This window comes from Bradyrhizobium sp. 195, from assembly GCF_023101665.1.
Lineage (GTDB): Bacteria > Pseudomonadota > Alphaproteobacteria > Rhizobiales > Xanthobacteraceae > Bradyrhizobium.
Genome location: NZ_CP082161.1, coordinates 4,673,505 through 4,689,074, shown reverse-complemented (window position 1 = coordinate 4,689,074; position 15,570 = coordinate 4,673,505). Strand labels below are relative to the sequence as shown.

Here is a 15,570-nt window from a genome sequence, read left to right as displayed (position 1 = left end):
AAAATCGGGAGAACTCCGCTCATGCACATCTTGCAGCCGGCCGAATGGAAGAAACCTCGCGGCTTTTCCCATGGCGTCGTGGTCGAGGGGCCGGGGCGCTGGGTGGTTCTGGCCGGCCAGACCGGTGGCGACGAGACCGGCAATTACGCACCCGACATGGCGGCGCAGGTTGCGACCGCGCTGAAGCGGATCATCAAGCTCCTGGGCGAGGCCGGCGCCGGCCCCGAGCACATCGTCCGCCTGACCTGGTACCTGACGAGCCGCAGCGAATATGAGGGTGCAGGCGCCGGCATCGGTGCCGCCTGGAAGGAAACGCTCTGGCGCAACTTCCCGCCATCGACGCTGCTCTACATCGGTGGCCTTGTGGACGAGCGGGCCAAGGTCGAGATCGAGGTCACGGCTTTCGTGCCGGGCGCATAAAAAATCGACCCGGCGGGGGCGCTGGGTCGATTGTCGTGCCGCGTGCTGAGATCTTATTTCGAAAGCGAGACGTTGGCGCCGCGGAACTGGCTGTCCGCGCGTATCGAGACGCTCTGCTTGTTGCCGCTCGTCTTCAGCGAGATGTTGGCATTGAAGCCGGCGGTGGAAGCAACCAGCTCGTAATTCCCGCCGGCGCCGCGGCCCTGGAGCGAACCGGAGATATTGCGGCTGGCCTCGGACCAGCTGCCGGCGATGGCGCCACCTTCAGACTTCACGTTAGCGCCGAGGTTGAACTTGTAGGCGTCGCTGGCGCAGGTCAGCGACATCTCCATGGTCGGCCCGATCGGAGCGTATTTGGCCCGGCAGCGGATCCGCTCGGTCGAGCCGTCGTCCAGCATGACGGTGCCACCGCCGCTCCAGCTGCCCGCCAGCGCGGCGAACGGGCCGGACTGGGCCATGCTGTCAGTGTTGGCGATCCCTGCCCCAAACAAAACGGCGGCCGCGATCAGCAGCCGCCGGTTCCGGGCGCGAGCCTCAAATGCTTTATTGGCGCGATGCCTCCCACCGCCCGCTGCACGGTATGCCTGCAGATGCTCCATTCCACTTCCCCGATCCGGCGTTGCCGCTGAGTTGACCGTTAGCATATGCACCATTGATCGAAACTTTCACAAGTCCCCCGCTACCGATGGTGCCGGAAACGTTAGCGCCAGGCGCGGTGATCTTGCCGTCGGCAACCGTCAGCATGGAGCTCGCGGTGGGTTCGCAGGAGCCGCTCTTGGTCACGATCGTGACCTGCCAGTTGCCGTCATAGGGGGTCTGGGCAAAGGCGGAGGCGGCGAGGGTGCCGGTGAAAACTGAAGCGGCACAGAACACCGCGATGCGAGCAAAACGCATAAATTCCGTCCTTGAATCTGTCTGATATGCTGTCGTTTATCTGGACCAAATGTGACGGAAATTTGTTGCGATGCCAAATCGAAAATTGTTCCTGTGGGAACAATGGTTTATTCCGGTTTTTGGCGGCGATTTCCGAAGCAGAATCAGTGCAGCTTCACGTTAAGGATAAACGTCAGAGAGGCGCCCCTAGGACAGGCTTGGCGCGGAGGTCGCGAACTGCTCGTCCTGAGTCTTGGCGGGCAGCGCCTTGTGGACCTTGGCGTAGTCGATCACGTCGGCCAGCAATTTGAGGCCGAGGGGTGCCAGCGCGCGCTCCCAGAGGTCCCGCGCCGTCTCGCCCTTCTTGACGAAGCACCAGTCCTGGGCGGCGATGGCGCCGGCGTCCATGCGGTCGGCGAGGTGATAGATCGTGCCGCCGGCGATCGGGTCGCCTTCCTTGATGGTCCATTCCACGGCGGCCTTGCCGCGATGGCGCGGCAGCAGCGAGGGGTGATAGCCGATGCCGCCGAGCTTGGCGGCGGCGAGCGCGTCCTTGCCGATCCGGGCGTGGCTGTGCGCCGTGATGATCAGATCGGTATCGGGGGCGATCTCGGCGGCCACCACCAGCTTCGGATTGGCCTGGACCACGACCTCGATGCCGGCCGCCGCGGCGGTTGCAGCGAGGCGATCCTCGGCATCGGCCACTACGACCCGGACGATCGAGACGCTGTGCTCCCGGAGCATGTTCAGGGTGGTCACGCCGAAATGGCGGGAGCCGACGAGGGTAATGCGCATGGGTGTCAGATCCGGTCTCGCAACTGCGTCATCCCCCGATAACACGTCCCGACGCCCTGTCACCACCCGCGCAGCGTTTGCGCGGGTTATCAACAGTGCGCGGAGGCGCTGGCTGCGATGAACGTCCTGATTGCGCTGCCGGCCGTTCCGGTGCTTCCATGGCGGGCATTGCACCGGTTCGGGAGCGAGCGCATGCGAAGCGCCTGGTTTTTCCTTCTCGCGGCACTGCTTGCGGCCGTTCCAGCCCATGCGGGCGGACCGTACCCGGCCGTGCCGCCCGAAACCGGGATCGCGCCGTTCGTGGGGCCGACCTGGGATAGCTATCGTTGCGCCCGAGGGCCGGTGACCAATTTCTATCACCGCGCCTATTACGGCGAGGAGCCGCCGGCGCTCTATCGCGGTTATGCTTACCGGCCGCATTACCGTTACAGCGCCTATCGCAGATGGCCGCGCACTTACTTCTGCGTCACCGACTAGCGTTGCCGCGCCGCCACGGTCGGACGAAAAGCCGGTTCCTGTGTTTCATTTTAAACAGAGATAACCTTGGTCGGCTGATAAGAGTGAGCCACCGGGGCTGGCGACATTTCAACCCGCATCCGTTTTTGAACCCGGCTTTGGCCGCTGGCGCAATCGTCAGCGGCCTTTTCATGCGCGCACCACGAAATCATCGAATGGTAACGCGATCTCAACCAGCCTGGCGTATCGACGAATCCGTCGCGGATTTGTATTGCGTACCGCGACACCGAAATGTCCCGCGGGCGTGGGTGCGCCGCGCGGGCCTTTTCGCCGGGACAGATTTCATGCCGAGCGCCATTGAGCAGATCGTCGACAGCTACGTGCGGCTGAAGAACCGCCGCGGGCTCGACGAGCTGATGATGCACAGGCAGCGGCTCGCGGTCGATCTGAAGAGCAAGTCCGGCTATGATTTCAGCCTGCCGATCGGCCAGATCGACGAGGAGATCGCGATCATCGAGGCAGGCCTCAGCCGGCTCAAGGCGGAGAATTCCACGGTGATCTAGGGCGGGCTGCGACGCCGGCTCTTGCGTGGATGGGGGGACGGCGCATCGTCGCAGTTCGAGACCGGTTCATGCGTGGTTCAGGCCGACCATGGCTCAATCCTCAGGTTGTTTCGTGGGACACGAATCCTGCTAGGCTTGTCCCCGTGAATTGGAGGAGACGTCATGATCGAGCTTGCGCTGGCTGGCCTGCTTGCCTTTGCAACCGTGCCTGCGGCATCGCCGGAGCCTATGGTGGAGCAAGTTCAGTTCAGGGGTGGCCCGGGCGGACAATGTCCGCACGGCTATGATTACAACCACTCGAACGGCCGCTGCTATCCCAACGACTATCATGCGCCGGGCATGTATACGCGGGATCCCGGGCCGGGCGAATACGGACGACGCGGCGGCCTGTGCCCGCACGGTTACGATTACAACTATTCGCAGGGGCGGTGCTATCCGAACGGCGCACGCGCTCCCGGCATGTACGGCCGATAACCCATCGCCGTGCTGAGGCGGGCGCGCTCAGTCGCGCCGGCCGCCGTCGATCACCGTGAACAGCGGCCGCGCCGGGGTCGGCTCGACCAGCAATTCCTCCACCAGCGCGGTGGCTGCATCGACATATTTGCGTGTCGGCTTGTCCAGCGGGCGCTTGGCCTCGTCGTCGAGCGCGATCTTTGCGGCTTCGACCAGCTTGCGCATGCGCGCTGCATGGTCGTCGCCCGCCGTCAGCGTGGCGCGCGCCAGCGAGCGCAGCACGAACAGCTCGCCCTCGAGGCGGAGCAGGCGGTCGTTGAGCCTGGTAAGGACGGCGTTGAGGTCGGCCATGTCTGCTGTTCGGCGCGAAGGATCCGTCCTGATTTAGCGGCGATCGGTGAACGGAGTCCAAATGGCGCCGGTGCAATTGGGCCGATCTTCCGGTCCGTCTCGGATGAACCGCGTGGCGTCATCAGGGGTGCGCGCGTGTGGACAAGCCTACCACTCGACGTCCGCCCAGCGCCTCCCGAACACGGGCGGCCTCGTCTTCACGGCTTGCCAGCCGAAGAAATGATGTTTGCCGGACCAGGCGTGCACCACGCCGCTGCAGATGCTGCATTTGAAGCTGCCGGCGTGGGCTTCGCTGTGCTCCTCCCTGGTCGCGGTGTAGTTCATGCCGCAACCCGCACAGGTGAATTGTTCGATCGTCCAGATGGTGTTGGCCATTGCGCCGAATGCTTCTTGTTGAGCTCGATCCACGGTAGTCACGGGCGTTTGCAGCGGCGTAAACCGGCGCGGGGAAATCCGGTTAATGGGCGTTAGCCAAGCCCGGCCGAGTTGCGGGCCCGTCTCGAATGCGGAGCGGTCCGAGGTGTTCCCAATCGCGGCCCCGGCGGTTCCAGTCGTCTTGACGCCGGATGCGTTGCTGGCAATAACGGCTAGGCCTCGCAAGCACCGGAAGTTGCGTTCATGCCGCAAGGAAAGCTGTGCCCGTGAAAAGTCTCCGTCAGCTCCTGACCGGAGAGGACGTCATCCAGCTCGTGATCCGGCTCGGCCTGCTCGCCCTGTTGATCATCTGGACCTTCCTGATCATCCGCCCGTTCGTGCCGATCCTGGCCTGGAGCGGAGTGCTCGCCGTTGCGTTCTATCCAGCCTTCAGCTGGGTCGCCAAAGTCCTCGGTGGCCGGCCGAAGACCGCAGCGGCGATCCTGACCCTGATCACGCTCGGCATCGTCATTGGCCCGGCGACCTGGCTGGGCATCAGCGCGGTGGACGGCGTGCGCGAGCTGGCGCAGCAGCTCGGCACGGGCGATCTGGCGCTTCAGGCGGCGCCTGAGCAGCTGAAATCGTGGCCGCTCGTCGGACCCTGGCTCTACGATCTCTGGGACCAGGCCTACACCAACATCCGTACGGTGGTGCGCGAGGTGGCGCCGTATCTCCAGCCGCTGGCGGGCCCGCTGCTTTCGCTCGCGGGCGATGCCGGCGTCGGCACGCTCCAGTTTCTGGTCTCGGTGTTCGTGGCCGGCTTTTTGTTTCCGCATGGGCCGAGGCTGGTCGCGGCCGGCCGCGGCTTCCTGTTTCGCATCGTGCCCGAGCAGAGCGAGCATTTCCTGTCGCTTGCGGGCGCGACCATCCGCGCCGTGGCCCAGGGCGTGATCGGCGTCGCGATCGTGCAGGCACTGCTCGCCGGCATCGGCTTCAAGCTCGCGGCGGTGCCGAGCGCCGGCCTTCTCGCCTTCATCGTGCTGCTGCTTTCGATCGTGCAGATTGGCGCCTTCCTCGTGCTGCTGCCGGTGATCATCTGGATCTGGACCGCCAAGGACGTCACCACGGCGCTGCTGCTCACCGTGTTTCTCGTCCTGGTCGGCTTCATCGACACCATGTTGAAGCCGCTCGTGATGGGGCGGGGCCTGACCACGCCGACCATCGTGATCTTCGTCGGCGTGATCGGCGGCACGCTCGCTCACGGCATCGTCGGCCTGTTCATCGGACCGATCATCCTGTCGGTGGCCTGGGAGATGATGATGGCCTGGATCAGGACCGAGGATCGGGCAGGGGCGGGCGAGGGCTGATCTCGCTTCGAACGGCGCGATCTGCCCGCGATGTCCCGCCGATCCCGACGGCGCGCGGCCTGTGGTCAAAGTCTGTCGCAAACTTGTCTGTTCCACTAGACAAGTTACGATTGGGCCGATTCTGTTTCAATGACGGCAGCGATGGCGAAGTCTTCCAAGCTGGTTGCCGCAAGGCGCGGCAAAGTATTGTTGGTCAGACGCCGGTCGGACGGCCTGTGGATGTTCCCGGGCGGCCGCAAGCGTGCGCGCGAGTCCGACAAGGATTGCCTGCGGCGGGAGATCAGGGAGGAGCTGCCCAAGCTGAAGCTCGGCAGGATCAGCCTCTGGAAGGAAGTGAAGGCGAGGAACAAGCGCTCCGGCCGCAAGATGAGCGACGCGATCTTCATTGCCAAGACGGCCAAGGGCAGGCTGGCGATCGGCGACAAGAAGGAGATCGACCGCGCCGCCTGGCAGAAACCACGCGGCATCCGTCTGACGGCGACCTCGCGCTACATCCGCGACCGGCTGTTTCCGAGGAAGCAGAAGCGGAGATGAGCTAGTCTTCGCGTCCCGCCGATCGCGTCCGTCCAGCGAACGATCTCGATCGCGCCGCGCGCGGCTCCGGAGCAGCCAGTCTTGCCGCATTCGCCTCGCGCATCTCCTTGCGGACCTTGCGCGCATTGCGCATCGCGCGCTTGATGAAGGGATGTTGGGAGTCCTCGGCGAAGAACAGCACCACTTCGCAACTCGGACATTGCCTGGAATAGCCGTCTTGCAACCGCCCGGCGCGATCGCGAAACACGTTCTTGCACCGCGTGCACTGGATCTGGACCGAACTCATGCGTGCACAACAATGACTTTGGAAATGGATCGTCAGCTGATCGCAAATGTCTGAAGAAAGCTTGAATGGCTTCGCGGCTGGAACGCGCGCGGCCAAGCGCCGTCGGCCAGCCGCGGCCGGCGGCGGACGATACCGGTTGGAAACAGGCTGTCGGCCGTTATTGCTTGGCTGCCAGCGTGTCCAGGCACTGGTTCAGAAAGGCGGTGCGGTCCCTGGGCAGCACCTTCTCGAGGTCCGCCTTCAGCGCGCATTCGCGCTGGCGCAACTGCTCGGCCCGGCGCTTCTCGGCCGCCTCGCGGTATTCGGGAGCAACCTTGCTGGGATCGACCAGCGCTTGTGAGCGGACGGGAGCGCTCGCAAGCAGCGTGATGGCGGCGATGACAATGAATGATTTCAAATGAGCCTCCGTAAAAGGGCCATCGTAACGCGCGGCGCGTGCCCACTCAAACCGGGGGACGCGGTATCCCGCTCCGGCGTGATGGGGCCGACGACGCCGGCGCGGATCTCCAACCAGCACTTTTGGAACGACTGCGCGTGGCAGGCGTCGAATCCTGGCTCTCGGCTCATCCCCAAGCCCCCCCAAGCCCCCGGGCCGAGAGAAAACCTTCCCCACAAAGGTTGGCGACCTCGGTCCCCCGAGGTCGTTTGTTTGTTGCAAGGCGTGTGAACCAGTTCACAAACGCGCGGCCAATCCGCTGCTAAGAAGACGTCATTGCTTAACCGATTTATTTTGAACGAAACGCCCCAGCGTGGCTCCAAGCGCTGGGGCTTTTTCGTGGCTCCCTGCGCGCAGAACGTTTACAATCGCGCCAAGCGTCGCATCGACAGACGCAGATCCCGCGCCGCGCCAGTTCCGATCCATAGCTTGATCAAACAGCCCATGTGTCGGGATCGCGGCGCCGTGCCGAACGTTGCCACCAGGGGTGCGTTCGCGGGGCAAATCCCATATGCAGGGCGAGAAGTCGCCGAATCGAACATGAGGGCGGCTGGCGTTCAGTTGACGACGGTTTACGACCAGAAACGGATCCAAGTGAGGCTTAGCAAAAAGGCGCGGGTGGCCAAGACGCTCCCGAAGAAGACGCCGCCGAAGAAGGCGTTGCCAAACAAGACGACGCCAAGGAAGAGCAAAGCGGCGCAGCGCGGCACGATCTCGTCTTCGTCGCCGCTCGGCGTGCTGGCCCTCCATCTGCTTGCCCAATGGAAACAGTCTGGACCGAGCGGCATCGTTTTTCTCGCCGAGAACGAGAACAGGGCGGAGCGGCTGGGCAGTGTCATTCACGCGCTCGACCCCTCCTGTGAGGTCCTGGTGTTTCCGCGATTGAACACCTTGCCGTTCGATCAGCTGGAGCCGTCGCACGAACTCGCAGGGCGCAGGGCCTCGGTGTTGCGGCGCCTCGCAAAATCAAAGAAGCCGCTGTTTCTCGTGTCGACGGCGGAAGCCGTGATGGAGCGCCTGCCGCCGCCGGCGAGCCTGTCGCGCCTGAGCCTCAGCTTGAAGGTGGGCGGCGCGTTCTCAGAGCGCGATCTCGAGCCGCGCCTCGAGGCCTTGGGATACGATCTCGAGGACGAACCGGACTATCCGGGCGGGGCGCTGTTCCACGGGCAGACCTTCGAGATATTCCCCGCAGGCGCGCTGGGGCCGTTCCGGATCGAGCATTCGGATCGCGCGATCAAGCGGATCGTGGCGTTCGATCCGAACGAGCACAGGATCATCTTCGAGACCAAGGAGCTTGTGGTCGATCCCATGTCGGAGCGGCTTGCCGGCAAAGGCGGCAAGCGCGCGAGCCTGTTCGACTATTGCGGGCGCGCCAAATGGATCGCCGATGCGGGCGTCCCGGTGCACGCCGACGGCTGGCTCGATACCATCGAGGAGGCCGCGCCGCGCGCCGAGCGTGAGCGCGAATATCTCGCACGGCGCGATTGGAAGCAGCTCTCCAGGGGCATGAAGGTGCTGCCGCGCGCTTCGTCCTTCCAGACCATCCCGGAGTTTTCGAAGCTGACATCCTCCAGGAAGGCGCTGCGTGGTTTCGTCGAGGAGACGCGTCGGGCCGGATCGCGACTGATCCTGGTCGCGGCGCAGGAGGACGATCTGCGCGTGATGGAGCGGATGAGCGGCCTCAAGGCGCAGCGCTGCGACGATTGGGACGAGGCGACACGCGGGCGGAACGGCGAGGCGGCGCTGCTGGCCGATCTCGATGCGGGCTTCGTCGTGCCGGGAAAAAAGCCTCTCGTCGTCGTGACGGCCTCCGATGTGCTCGGCAGCCGGGCGCATCATCCGCAGCCGATGGCGCGCGCCTGGAGCGCGGCCTTCGAGCATGCCGATGTGCCCGAGCAGGGCACGGTGGTCATCCATCTCCAGCGGGGCCTCGGCGTGCTCGACGGCCTGCAGACCGTGAACACCGGCGGCGGAAGCTTGCGGGAGATGATCCGCCTGAAGTTCGCCGGCGACAATGCGGTGCTCGTGCCGCCGCCTGATCTCGCCTTGATGTGGCCTTACGCGGCGGAGCTCGGCAAGCTGGCGCTCGACAAGGCGGATGGCAGCACATGGTGGGCCCGCCGCACGTCGGCCGAGCGTGAAATCCAGGCCGCCGGCAAGGCGCTGGCCAAGCACATCAGCCAGCGCCGCCGTCGTCGCGGTGAAAAGCTGGTTCCGCCGGGATCGGCCTACGAGAAGTTCGTCGCGCGTTTCCCTTATTTCACCACGAGCGACCAGGCCAAGGCGATCGCCGACGTGCTCGACGATCTCGCCTCCGGTCATCCCATGGACCGGGTGATCTGCGGCGACGTCGGCTTCGGCAAGACCGAGGTGGCGCTGCGCGCGGCGGCCGCCGTGGTGCTGTCGGGCAAGCAGGTGGCGATCGCGGTGCCGACGACGGTGCTGGCACGCCAGCATGTCGCAACGTTCCAGAAGCGCTTTGCGCCGTTCGGCATCGAGGTCGGCAATTTGTCGCGCGCGACCTCGGGCGCGGAGCTGCGCGAGACCAGGGAGGGACTGCGCAGCGGCCGGATCAAGGTCGTGATCGGCACCCAGGCGCTCACGGGCAAGGACGTGAAGTTTGACGATCTCGGTCTCGTCATCATCGACGAGGAGCAGCATTTTGGCGCGGCCGAGAAGGCCAAGCTCTCGGGCCTCGCCAAGAACGTCCACGTGCTGATGATGAGCGCGACGCCGATCCCGCGCACGCTCGCCACTGGCCTTGCCGGCTTCCGCGACCTCAGCGTGATCGCATCGCCCCCGGTGCACCGATTGCCGGTCGCGACCCGGATCGCGCCATTGTCGGATGCGGCGATTGCCTCCGCGCTGCTGCGCGAGCAGCGCCGCCACGGCCAGAGCTTCCTGATCTGCCCGCGCATCCAGGATCTCGATCCCATGCTGGCGCGGGTGCAGGCGGTGGCGGGCGATCTTCGCATCGTATGCCTGCACGGCAGATTGGCGGCCGACGAGATCGACGACCGCATGATGAGCTTCGTCGAGGGCAGGGCCGACGTCCTGCTCGCGACCAACATCGTCGAGAGCGGTCTCGATATTCCCCGAGCGAACACCATCGTGGTCTGCTGGCCGGAGAAGTTCGGCCTCGCCCAGCTGCATCAGCTGCGCGGGCGCGTCGGCCGTGGCGGCATCCGCGCCTTCGCCCATCTCCTGACCGAGACGCAGTCCGGGCAATCCGAGAAGCGGCTGGCGGTGCTCGAAGAGTTCAGCCGGCCCGGCGCGGGCTTTGCCATCAGCGAGCGCGACCTGGACCTGCGAGGCGCCGGAGATTTGTTTTCGGAGCAGCAATCCGGCCACGTCCAGGTGTTCGGGCCCGTGCTCTACAGCCACCTCCTGAAAATGGCTTCGGAGAAGCTCGACGAGGGGCAGGCCGTGTGGGTGCCGGACCTGAACCTGCCGGTCGCGGACATGCTGCCCGAGACCTACGTGCAGTCCGAGCCGGTGCGTCTCGAACTCTATGCGCGCGCCGCAAGATGCACTGACGAGGACGACCTCGAAGACCTCGAGGAGGAAACCTCCCGCCGCTTCGGCCCGCTGCCGAAGGTCGCGCGCGACTTCTTCGCCGCAGCCAGGCTCAGGTTCGAATGCAAGCGACGCGGCATCATCCGCCTCGACGTCGGCCCTGAGGCTGCGGCCGCGACGTTCCTGCCGGGACGCTTGCGGAAGTCGCGGGGCAAGTCACTGCAACGCGACGGTGATCGCGTGGTCTATCACGCCAAGATGCAGGACGCGCCGTTCGAGCGGGTGGAGGAGCTGTTCGATCTGCTGGACGAGGCGTAGGGGCTCGCGCCCTTGTCAGCACCGATACCTTCGACTGGCAGACCTGGAACTCTTGCAGCGGCGGGCTTCTGCAACCGCGAATTCATGGCGGGAACCCGGCCTCATCATTATAGTTAATGAAGCTTGGCGATGGAGATTGTCTGATGTCCCGTGCCATCCCTCCGATCATTGTCGTGATTATCGCAACCTCATTTCTGTTCGTTCTGGCGCAAGCAGGCGGTGCAATTGCCGGGCCCGGGGGAGCGGGCATGGGGACGGGAGGGGGTAGCGCCGGCGGGTCGGCACCTTCTGGAATGGGGACGAGTGCAGGCAATGCGGGTCCCTCAGCGCCTCCAGGGATGGGGACGAAGGACACCGCCCCCGGTGGAAATCTGGGCACCGACGGCCAACCGATCAATCCGAACGTTCAGTCCGCCACGCCCGCGAGGTCGCGGGCGGCAGCCCAGGCCGCGAAAAATGCCGGGGTCGGTCACGCTCCAAATGGTCTGCCGATCGGCGCAATTGGGAGCGGCACGAGCAATGAGGATCAAATGGCGACTGTCCCCTCCCGAAACAGCTTCCGGCCGGCAACGCAGGCTCAAGGAAACACGAATGTTGGTTCAGAAGGTCCGCCAGGGAGAGGCACGAGCCTTTCGGACCGGATCAGACTGCCGCGAGCCGCACGAGCTGGGGACAAGGTGCTGGACGCCAAAGCGCAGGTCGAGCGACGAACTACTGTGTCGCCCAGACGGGTTCCGAACCCGATACGGCCAGGTTTGTAGCCTGCGAGCGAACGGGCGAAGAGACAGGATCGGCGCAATGCGTCATCGCCCACAGCCCGAACGTTGAGCTAGGTACGGCTGTCGTAGGGTGGGCAAAGGCGCGAAGCGCCGTGCCCACCATGCATCCAAGTCACGCGATCGAAGTGGTGGGCACGCTGCGCTTTGCCCACCCTACGGCGGCGGTGCTTTGCGGCAGCCAGTGTCAGCGCCTGAGGACTGCATCGCATAACCCCGTAATCGGCCGGGGTGGCCCGGCCCGTCAGCCGGCCACGTCGCTAACGTGGAATTAATCCAAAAAGCCTACAATTTTAGGCAGTTGTGTATGGGTGCTGCGTAAGGGGTGCGTCGTGACGGCGTTCCAGGGGCGGCTTCCTTTTGCTCGCTCATTGGGGTCAATGCAAATGACCACGACCTTCGAAACGGCAAGCTTCGCCGAAGAACTTGACGCTGCAGCCCTTGCTGCCGCCGCAGCAGCGCACGAACCCGCAATCCCGGAAGCTCCAGTCTCGAGCAAGAGATCCAGCCGGAAATCAGTCCTGGTCTTCTCGGTGTGCGCGTTGGCCATCAACGGCGCGGCGGCGATCTACACGTCGCCGTCTGATTTTTCCTCGCTGAATGTCGGCCGCCTGGCTGAATTGCTTCCGCGCCTGGAAGCGTCCGTGCCAAAGCCGGATCCAGTTGTCGCTGCCCTCAAGGACATTCAGGCGGCCCAGCAGCAACACACAGCGATGCTGCAGCAGAACAATCAGGCATCGGATCAGAACTCGGTTTTGCTGCAGCAGGATTCAATGTTGCTGCTGTCGCTGCGACAGAGCATCACGGACGAACGGGTCGATGTGAAGAAGATATCTTCGCAGCTGTCCACACTGATCGCGAAGGTCGACTCGCTGCAAAATACAATGATGTCGGACGTCACGTCGTCCGTTCGAAGAGCGCATGCGCGCTATGGACTGTCCGCAGCGATGCGCAAACGGCTGGTTCGGGAGCCGAAGTCGGTGGGGCCTGTTTCGGTTGGCGGCGCTCCGCTGAGTGTGCCGGCTGCGGTTTCGGCGCCAGAGAGCTAATGCGTAAGATGGGTTGAGCTCTTGCGAAACCCATAACTCGTTGCGATCGGCGTCGCTGTGATCCGCGATCGATGATCGGAGCGACACTCAAAGGGCCGCGGAGGGACCGACCGAATTGCCAGCGATGGGTTTCGCAAGCGCTCAACCCATCCTACAGGCTGTCACGGTCGTCTCACTTCAAGGCGTGATCGATCTTGTGCCCCAAATGTCCGGTGTCGTGATCGCGGCGCAACTGGCTCAGCGATGTCTCGTTCAGCTGGGCCAGGACCTCGCTGAGTGGCGTCGCATCGGGATACCCGGCGGCAAAACCCTTTCCGTAGATCTTGCGCAATGTGCCGACAAGCGTGTTGCCGTGCTTCTTGCTGATACCGCCGTCCTTGTCCCGGTGGCGGCCATCCAGGCCCTGTTCCTTCATGTGTCTCTCCCGTGCGGCGTCTTGAGCGCCTGGAGAGAAGCCTGCTCCCAAACGGGTTGACTGGCAATGGCATCGCGCGCGGCAGTTGAGGGGCGGCTTGCACCACGGCAGGAGCCAAGCGCTTCTCTCTCGTGCTTGTGAAGCCGCGAAGGATTGTGGCGAACCGATCGACGCATCAGATCACAGCGGGCGATTGCTCGATTGGAGTTGATGCGATGCGCTCTCTTTTTGCCATGGGTCTGTTGCTGGTGCTGTGCAGCTCCGCAAACGCCGCAACGGTGCATCACGCCCGCGCACGCCATCCCGCGGCGGAGCGGCCCCGCGCGAATGCGACTCCGCCGGCGCGCTTCGCCGTCCCCGGCTGGAGCGACGATGCAACGCTGCGCTGGCTGAACAACGCCTCGTCAAACGTCGGCCGAGGCGGATAGCGGCGGAAACAGGCGCCGGTGCTCGCTCGAATGGCGCCGAAGGTGGGGTGGCTAGGCGGCCTGCTCTTCAAACGAGGTGTAGACGCGGCCGCTGGGATCGACGACCTGAACGTCCCAGCACCCGTCCTGGACAAGTTCTTTGGCCTTCTTGAGGGCGGCGGTGAGTGACAGCCGCTTGAGACTGACCACGCCCGCCGTGTCGAAACCGTTGATTTCAAACATGCCGCTCCTCCGGTTTTGCTGAATCCTACACGTTTCCGGTGGGTTGTCAGCGGCTTTTTGAGGGAGGGCTCTTGGAACGGCCGCAGATGCCAAGCAATTGCAGTGTGCGGCAGTTGAGTACGTAGAGCGCGCTATCACCGCAATTCCGGCCTCACGTCAGCGGGATGGTGTCCACCCGCAGACAGGGACGGCACTGGTAGGCATGTACTGCAGGAAGCGTGAAGATGGCCGGCAGCGTCGCCAAAAACGTCATCGGCCGCCCGCACTTGGAGCAGATCAGAACGGGCGGATTGTCTTTCTCTGCGCAAATCATCGCCACAATGCCCGGAGGGGGAGGGCACAATAGGCGCCTGTTGGGTGTAGTTCATCTCGGGGTGACTACTGGACTCTATCGGAATCTGGCGCGATTTTGCGAGGAAGCGTTGGCTTCGCGTGGACGAAATCGGGACCATATGAACGGCGCGTAGGACAGGTTGCGCTCTTGCGAAACCGATCGCTGGCAATCGGTCGGTCACTCCGCGGCCCTTTGAGTTGTGCTTCGATGATCGACCGCGGATCGCAGTGACGCTGATCGCAACGAGTGATGGATTTCGCAAGAGCTCAACCCATCCTAGGCTTAACCCTGAAAGCCTGGGTACACGCGCGGAGCAGCGCGTCAGACCGCAAGAGGCGTGAAGCCGGCGCGCCGACTGATCGATAGCTCAAACATGGAGCCAGGGGCGGCGGCTGAGATAAATTGCTCCATAACCGGCCAACGGCCAGAGCAGCACGATGCGCCCTGGTTTACCGGGGTTTTCTTGTAGGACGGCGCGAGCACGAACGCTTTGAGCCCGGTGCGTATCCACGCTGTGCGCTCGGCAAGGTTCTTCCGGATGCGCTGATCGCCGGTGATCACGAGCCATACCGACGGGTCGGCACCGAGCCGCGTGATCAGTCAACGTCGGGTGTGTTGTGCGCGAATTCGCAATCCGACATGTGGCGGATGTGGCGAGCGCGATGGCCCAGCGGCGTGATCAAAGCGTCGAGCGTTCCCGCAAAGACGGGCGAGGTGCAATTATCGAAGAAGACGTTCAAGCCGCCATCTGCTGTTCAAATGCCACTGCTCGGCTCAATGAGCTTTGCGGGACCATGAACATCTTGGCAGCTTGCAATGCACTAAACTCCCGTCGTGCAGCCGTCCGGAAAGGGCCGCGAAGCAAGAGCTTCGTTGAGCGCACTATCACCGTATTCTCTCAGCACCTTGGCCGTTTTCCCGAGGCTGCGTTTGAGGACGGCTCCGGCACCAGGCGCGACAACGTTCAGCCGTGGCCTTTGGGACGGAGCAGCCTTGCGGACGACGTGGATTGTTTAGCTCCGCAACGGACTTTCCGGCGCTCTAATGCAGGACGCGCGTGGCTTCGGCCGCCTGGACCCTTTCTCTCAGGTCTTCGAGCTCATCGATCGCGTCCAGCAATCTAACCAGCTTGCGCGCGATATGCTTCAAACTGGGCCTTGGGCGTCTGGGAACACGAACTCGTTGTGCCATCGGTGCACGCCTCCATGCTTGGGAAGTCTCTATGGCAAGAGGCGCGCCAAGGCGCCGGGAGCGCGAAAACGGCCTTTAAGTAATTGATCCGGCTTTTGGTGAGCGCGCTGGGGCTCGAACCCAGGACCCCGTGATTAAAAGTCACGTGCTCTACCGGCTGAGCTACGCGCTCCCATGGCCGCTGATGGCTTGAAGAGATCGCCATCGTGGTCGGACATTCGAGAAGCATGTCTTGCCGCAACGCTAAGGACGTCGCGAGGAAAAACCGGCTGTTTCCGGATCATGCTCTCGGCCTGCGCTGTGTAGGGGGAGTGGCTGCGCAGGTCAATAGTGCGGGGCGCTGCCGAAAGTCTCGGCAGGAGCGGGGATTTGCTCGCGGTCTCTGCGGCTTAGGCCGGAATTCTCAACCCGATTGGCGGGCCGCCATCCCCGT

The 15,570-nt window shown here is 63.9% G+C and carries 20 protein-coding genes and 1 tRNA gene; 9 read left to right on the top strand and 12 right to left on the bottom strand.

The annotated features are described in order from the left end of the window. Positions 1-21 precede the first annotated feature (21 nt). Entirely contained in the window at positions 22-420 is a 399-nt protein-coding gene (locus tag IVB26_RS21720) for a RidA family protein (RefSeq protein ID WP_247967342.1), read from the top strand. A gap of 53 nt (positions 421-473) precedes the next feature. Here the strand turns inward: IVB26_RS21720 and IVB26_RS21715 are convergent, their stop codons facing one another. The 3 genes from IVB26_RS21715 to IVB26_RS21705 all read right to left on the bottom strand — a co-directional run bounded on the left by IVB26_RS21715 (position 474) and on the right by IVB26_RS21705 (position 2,088). Further along, a complete protein-coding gene (locus tag IVB26_RS21715) occupies positions 474-1,019 on the bottom strand; it encodes a hypothetical protein (RefSeq protein ID WP_247967341.1) in 546 nt (181 codons plus the stop codon). Continuing rightward, positions 964-1,314: a hypothetical protein gene (locus tag IVB26_RS21710; RefSeq protein WP_246925272.1), complete on the bottom strand. Its 351-nt coding sequence runs from the start codon at positions 1,312-1,314 to the stop codon at positions 964-966. The genes IVB26_RS21715 and IVB26_RS21710 overlap by 56 nt, the downstream gene beginning before the upstream one ends. Positions 1,315-1,500: 186 nt before the next feature. Further along, positions 1,501-2,088, bottom strand: a complete 588-nt coding sequence (locus IVB26_RS21705) for a formyltransferase family protein (RefSeq protein WP_247967340.1) — start codon at positions 2,086-2,088, stop codon at positions 1,501-1,503. A 117-nt stretch (positions 2,089-2,205) separates the two neighbouring features. Between IVB26_RS21705 and IVB26_RS21700 the strand changes: the two genes are divergently transcribed. The 3 genes from IVB26_RS21700 (at position 2,206) to IVB26_RS21690 (ending at position 3,581) form a co-directional block, all read left to right on the top strand. Further along, a complete protein-coding gene (locus IVB26_RS21700) occupies positions 2,206-2,565 on the top strand; it encodes a hypothetical protein (protein WP_247967339.1) in 360 nt (119 codons plus the stop codon). A 323-nt stretch (positions 2,566-2,888) separates the two neighbouring features. Next, on the top strand, positions 2,889-3,107 hold the full coding sequence (locus IVB26_RS21695; protein WP_246925280.1) for a hypothetical protein: 219 nt from the start codon (positions 2,889-2,891) through the stop codon (positions 3,105-3,107). A gap of 162 nt (positions 3,108-3,269) precedes the next feature. After that, entirely contained in the window at positions 3,270-3,581 is a 312-nt protein-coding gene (locus IVB26_RS21690) for a hypothetical protein (RefSeq protein ID WP_247967338.1), read from the top strand. Positions 3,582-3,608: 27 nt separating this feature from the next. Here the strand turns inward: IVB26_RS21690 and IVB26_RS21685 are convergent, their stop codons facing one another. Both IVB26_RS21685 and IVB26_RS21680 read right to left on the bottom strand, forming a co-directional pair. Beyond that, positions 3,609-3,911: a hypothetical protein gene (locus tag IVB26_RS21685; RefSeq protein WP_018317940.1), complete on the bottom strand. Its 303-nt coding sequence runs from the start codon at positions 3,909-3,911 to the stop codon at positions 3,609-3,611. 147 nt (positions 3,912-4,058) lie between these two features. Further along, the gene (locus IVB26_RS21680; RefSeq protein WP_246925287.1) at positions 4,059-4,286 is read right to left on the bottom strand and encodes a hypothetical protein; all 228 of its coding nucleotides are present in this window, start codon (positions 4,284-4,286) and stop codon (positions 4,059-4,061) included. A gap of 260 nt (positions 4,287-4,546) precedes the next feature. Between IVB26_RS21680 and IVB26_RS21675 the strand changes: the two genes are divergently transcribed. Further along, positions 4,547-5,632: an AI-2E family transporter gene (locus IVB26_RS21675; protein WP_246925290.1), complete on the top strand. Its 1,086-nt coding sequence runs from the start codon at positions 4,547-4,549 to the stop codon at positions 5,630-5,632. Between the two features lie 141 nt (positions 5,633-5,773). Beyond that, positions 5,774-6,166 (top strand): NUDIX hydrolase, encoded by a 393-nt coding sequence (locus IVB26_RS21670; RefSeq protein WP_063203337.1) that lies wholly within the window; start codon positions 5,774-5,776, stop codon positions 6,164-6,166. A 1-nt stretch (position 6,167) separates the two neighbouring features. Here IVB26_RS21670 and IVB26_RS21665 read toward each other — a convergent pair whose 3' ends face one another. Then, positions 6,168-6,452, bottom strand: coding sequence for a Zn-ribbon domain-containing protein (locus IVB26_RS21665; RefSeq protein ID WP_247967337.1), 285 nt, complete (start codon positions 6,450-6,452; stop codon positions 6,168-6,170). A 157-nt stretch (positions 6,453-6,609) separates the two neighbouring features. Beyond that, on the bottom strand, positions 6,610-6,849 hold the full coding sequence (locus IVB26_RS21660) for a hypothetical protein (protein WP_247967336.1): 240 nt from the start codon (positions 6,847-6,849) through the stop codon (positions 6,610-6,612). 774 nt (positions 6,850-7,623) lie between these two features. Here IVB26_RS21660 and IVB26_RS21655 point away from each other — a divergent pair. Continuing rightward, positions 7,624-10,722, top strand: coding sequence for a DEAD/DEAH box helicase (locus IVB26_RS21655; RefSeq protein WP_247973238.1), 3,099 nt, complete (start codon positions 7,624-7,626; stop codon positions 10,720-10,722). 1,156 nt (positions 10,723-11,878) lie between these two features. Further along, entirely contained in the window at positions 11,879-12,547 is a 669-nt protein-coding gene (locus IVB26_RS21650) for a hypothetical protein (protein WP_247973237.1), read from the top strand. A gap of 172 nt (positions 12,548-12,719) precedes the next feature. Here IVB26_RS21650 and IVB26_RS21645 read toward each other — a convergent pair whose 3' ends face one another. Continuing rightward, on the bottom strand, positions 12,720-12,962 hold the full coding sequence (locus IVB26_RS21645; protein ID WP_247557999.1) for a hypothetical protein: 243 nt from the start codon (positions 12,960-12,962) through the stop codon (positions 12,720-12,722). 215 nt (positions 12,963-13,177) lie between these two features. On the opposite strand from IVB26_RS21645, the gene IVB26_RS21640 reads away from it, so the two are divergent. Further along, positions 13,178-13,390 (top strand): hypothetical protein, encoded by a 213-nt coding sequence (locus IVB26_RS21640; protein WP_247967335.1) that lies wholly within the window; start codon positions 13,178-13,180, stop codon positions 13,388-13,390. A 51-nt stretch (positions 13,391-13,441) separates the two neighbouring features. On the opposite strand, the gene IVB26_RS21635 is transcribed toward IVB26_RS21640, so the two are convergent. From IVB26_RS21635 to IVB26_RS21625, 4 genes are all read right to left on the bottom strand, one after another. Next, positions 13,442-13,612, bottom strand: a complete 171-nt coding sequence (locus IVB26_RS21635; RefSeq protein ID WP_247967334.1) for a hypothetical protein — start codon at positions 13,610-13,612, stop codon at positions 13,442-13,444. 655 nt (positions 13,613-14,267) lie between these two features. Beyond that, positions 14,268-14,507, bottom strand: coding sequence for a hypothetical protein (locus IVB26_RS21630; protein ID WP_253075745.1), 240 nt, complete (start codon positions 14,505-14,507; stop codon positions 14,268-14,270). A 35-nt stretch (positions 14,508-14,542) separates the two neighbouring features. Continuing rightward, the gene (locus tag IVB26_RS43550; RefSeq protein ID WP_458309375.1) at positions 14,543-14,629 is read right to left on the bottom strand and encodes a hypothetical protein; all 87 of its coding nucleotides are present in this window, start codon (positions 14,627-14,629) and stop codon (positions 14,543-14,545) included. A 604-nt stretch (positions 14,630-15,233) separates the two neighbouring features. Continuing rightward, positions 15,234-15,309 (bottom strand) — tRNA-Lys (locus IVB26_RS21625). Positions 15,310-15,570 lie beyond the last annotated feature (261 nt).

Excerpts from the sequence above, each read along its gene's own strand:
- IVB26_RS21670 (WP_063203337.1), top strand. The coding sequence starts at position 5,774 with ATGGCGAAGTCTTCCAAGCTGGTTGCCGCAAGGCGCGGCAAAGTATTG.
- IVB26_RS21720 (WP_247967342.1), top strand. The coding sequence starts at position 22 with ATGCACATCTTGCAGCCGGCCGAATGGAAGAAACCTCGCGGCTTTTCC.
- IVB26_RS21690 (WP_247967338.1), top strand. The coding sequence starts at position 3,270 with ATGATCGAGCTTGCGCTGGCTGGCCTGCTTGCCTTTGCAACCGTGCCT.
- IVB26_RS21695 (WP_246925280.1), top strand. The coding sequence starts at position 2,889 with ATGCCGAGCGCCATTGAGCAGATCGTCGACAGCTACGTGCGGCTGAAG.
- IVB26_RS21715 (WP_247967341.1), bottom strand. The coding sequence starts at position 1,019 with ATGGAGCATCTGCAGGCATACCGTGCAGCGGGCGGTGGGAGGCATCGC.
- IVB26_RS21680 (WP_246925287.1), bottom strand. The coding sequence starts at position 4,286 with ATGGCCAACACCATCTGGACGATCGAACAATTCACCTGTGCGGGTTGC.
- IVB26_RS21635 (WP_247967334.1), bottom strand. The coding sequence starts at position 13,612 with ATGTTTGAAATCAACGGTTTCGACACGGCGGGCGTGGTCAGTCTCAAG.
- IVB26_RS21700 (WP_247967339.1), top strand. The coding sequence starts at position 2,206 with ATGAACGTCCTGATTGCGCTGCCGGCCGTTCCGGTGCTTCCATGGCGG.
- IVB26_RS21685 (WP_018317940.1), bottom strand. The coding sequence starts at position 3,911 with ATGGCCGACCTCAACGCCGTCCTTACCAGGCTCAACGACCGCCTGCTC.
- IVB26_RS21710 (WP_246925272.1), bottom strand. The coding sequence starts at position 1,314 with ATGCGTTTTGCTCGCATCGCGGTGTTCTGTGCCGCTTCAGTTTTCACC.
- IVB26_RS21650 (WP_247973237.1), top strand. The coding sequence starts at position 11,879 with ATGCAAATGACCACGACCTTCGAAACGGCAAGCTTCGCCGAAGAACTT.
- IVB26_RS21665 (WP_247967337.1), bottom strand. The coding sequence starts at position 6,452 with ATGAGTTCGGTCCAGATCCAGTGCACGCGGTGCAAGAACGTGTTTCGC.
- IVB26_RS21705 (WP_247967340.1), bottom strand. The coding sequence starts at position 2,088 with ATGCGCATTACCCTCGTCGGCTCCCGCCATTTCGGCGTGACCACCCTG.
- IVB26_RS21640 (WP_247967335.1), top strand. The coding sequence starts at position 13,178 with ATGCGCTCTCTTTTTGCCATGGGTCTGTTGCTGGTGCTGTGCAGCTCC.
- IVB26_RS21645 (WP_247557999.1), bottom strand. The coding sequence starts at position 12,962 with ATGAAGGAACAGGGCCTGGATGGCCGCCACCGGGACAAGGACGGCGGT.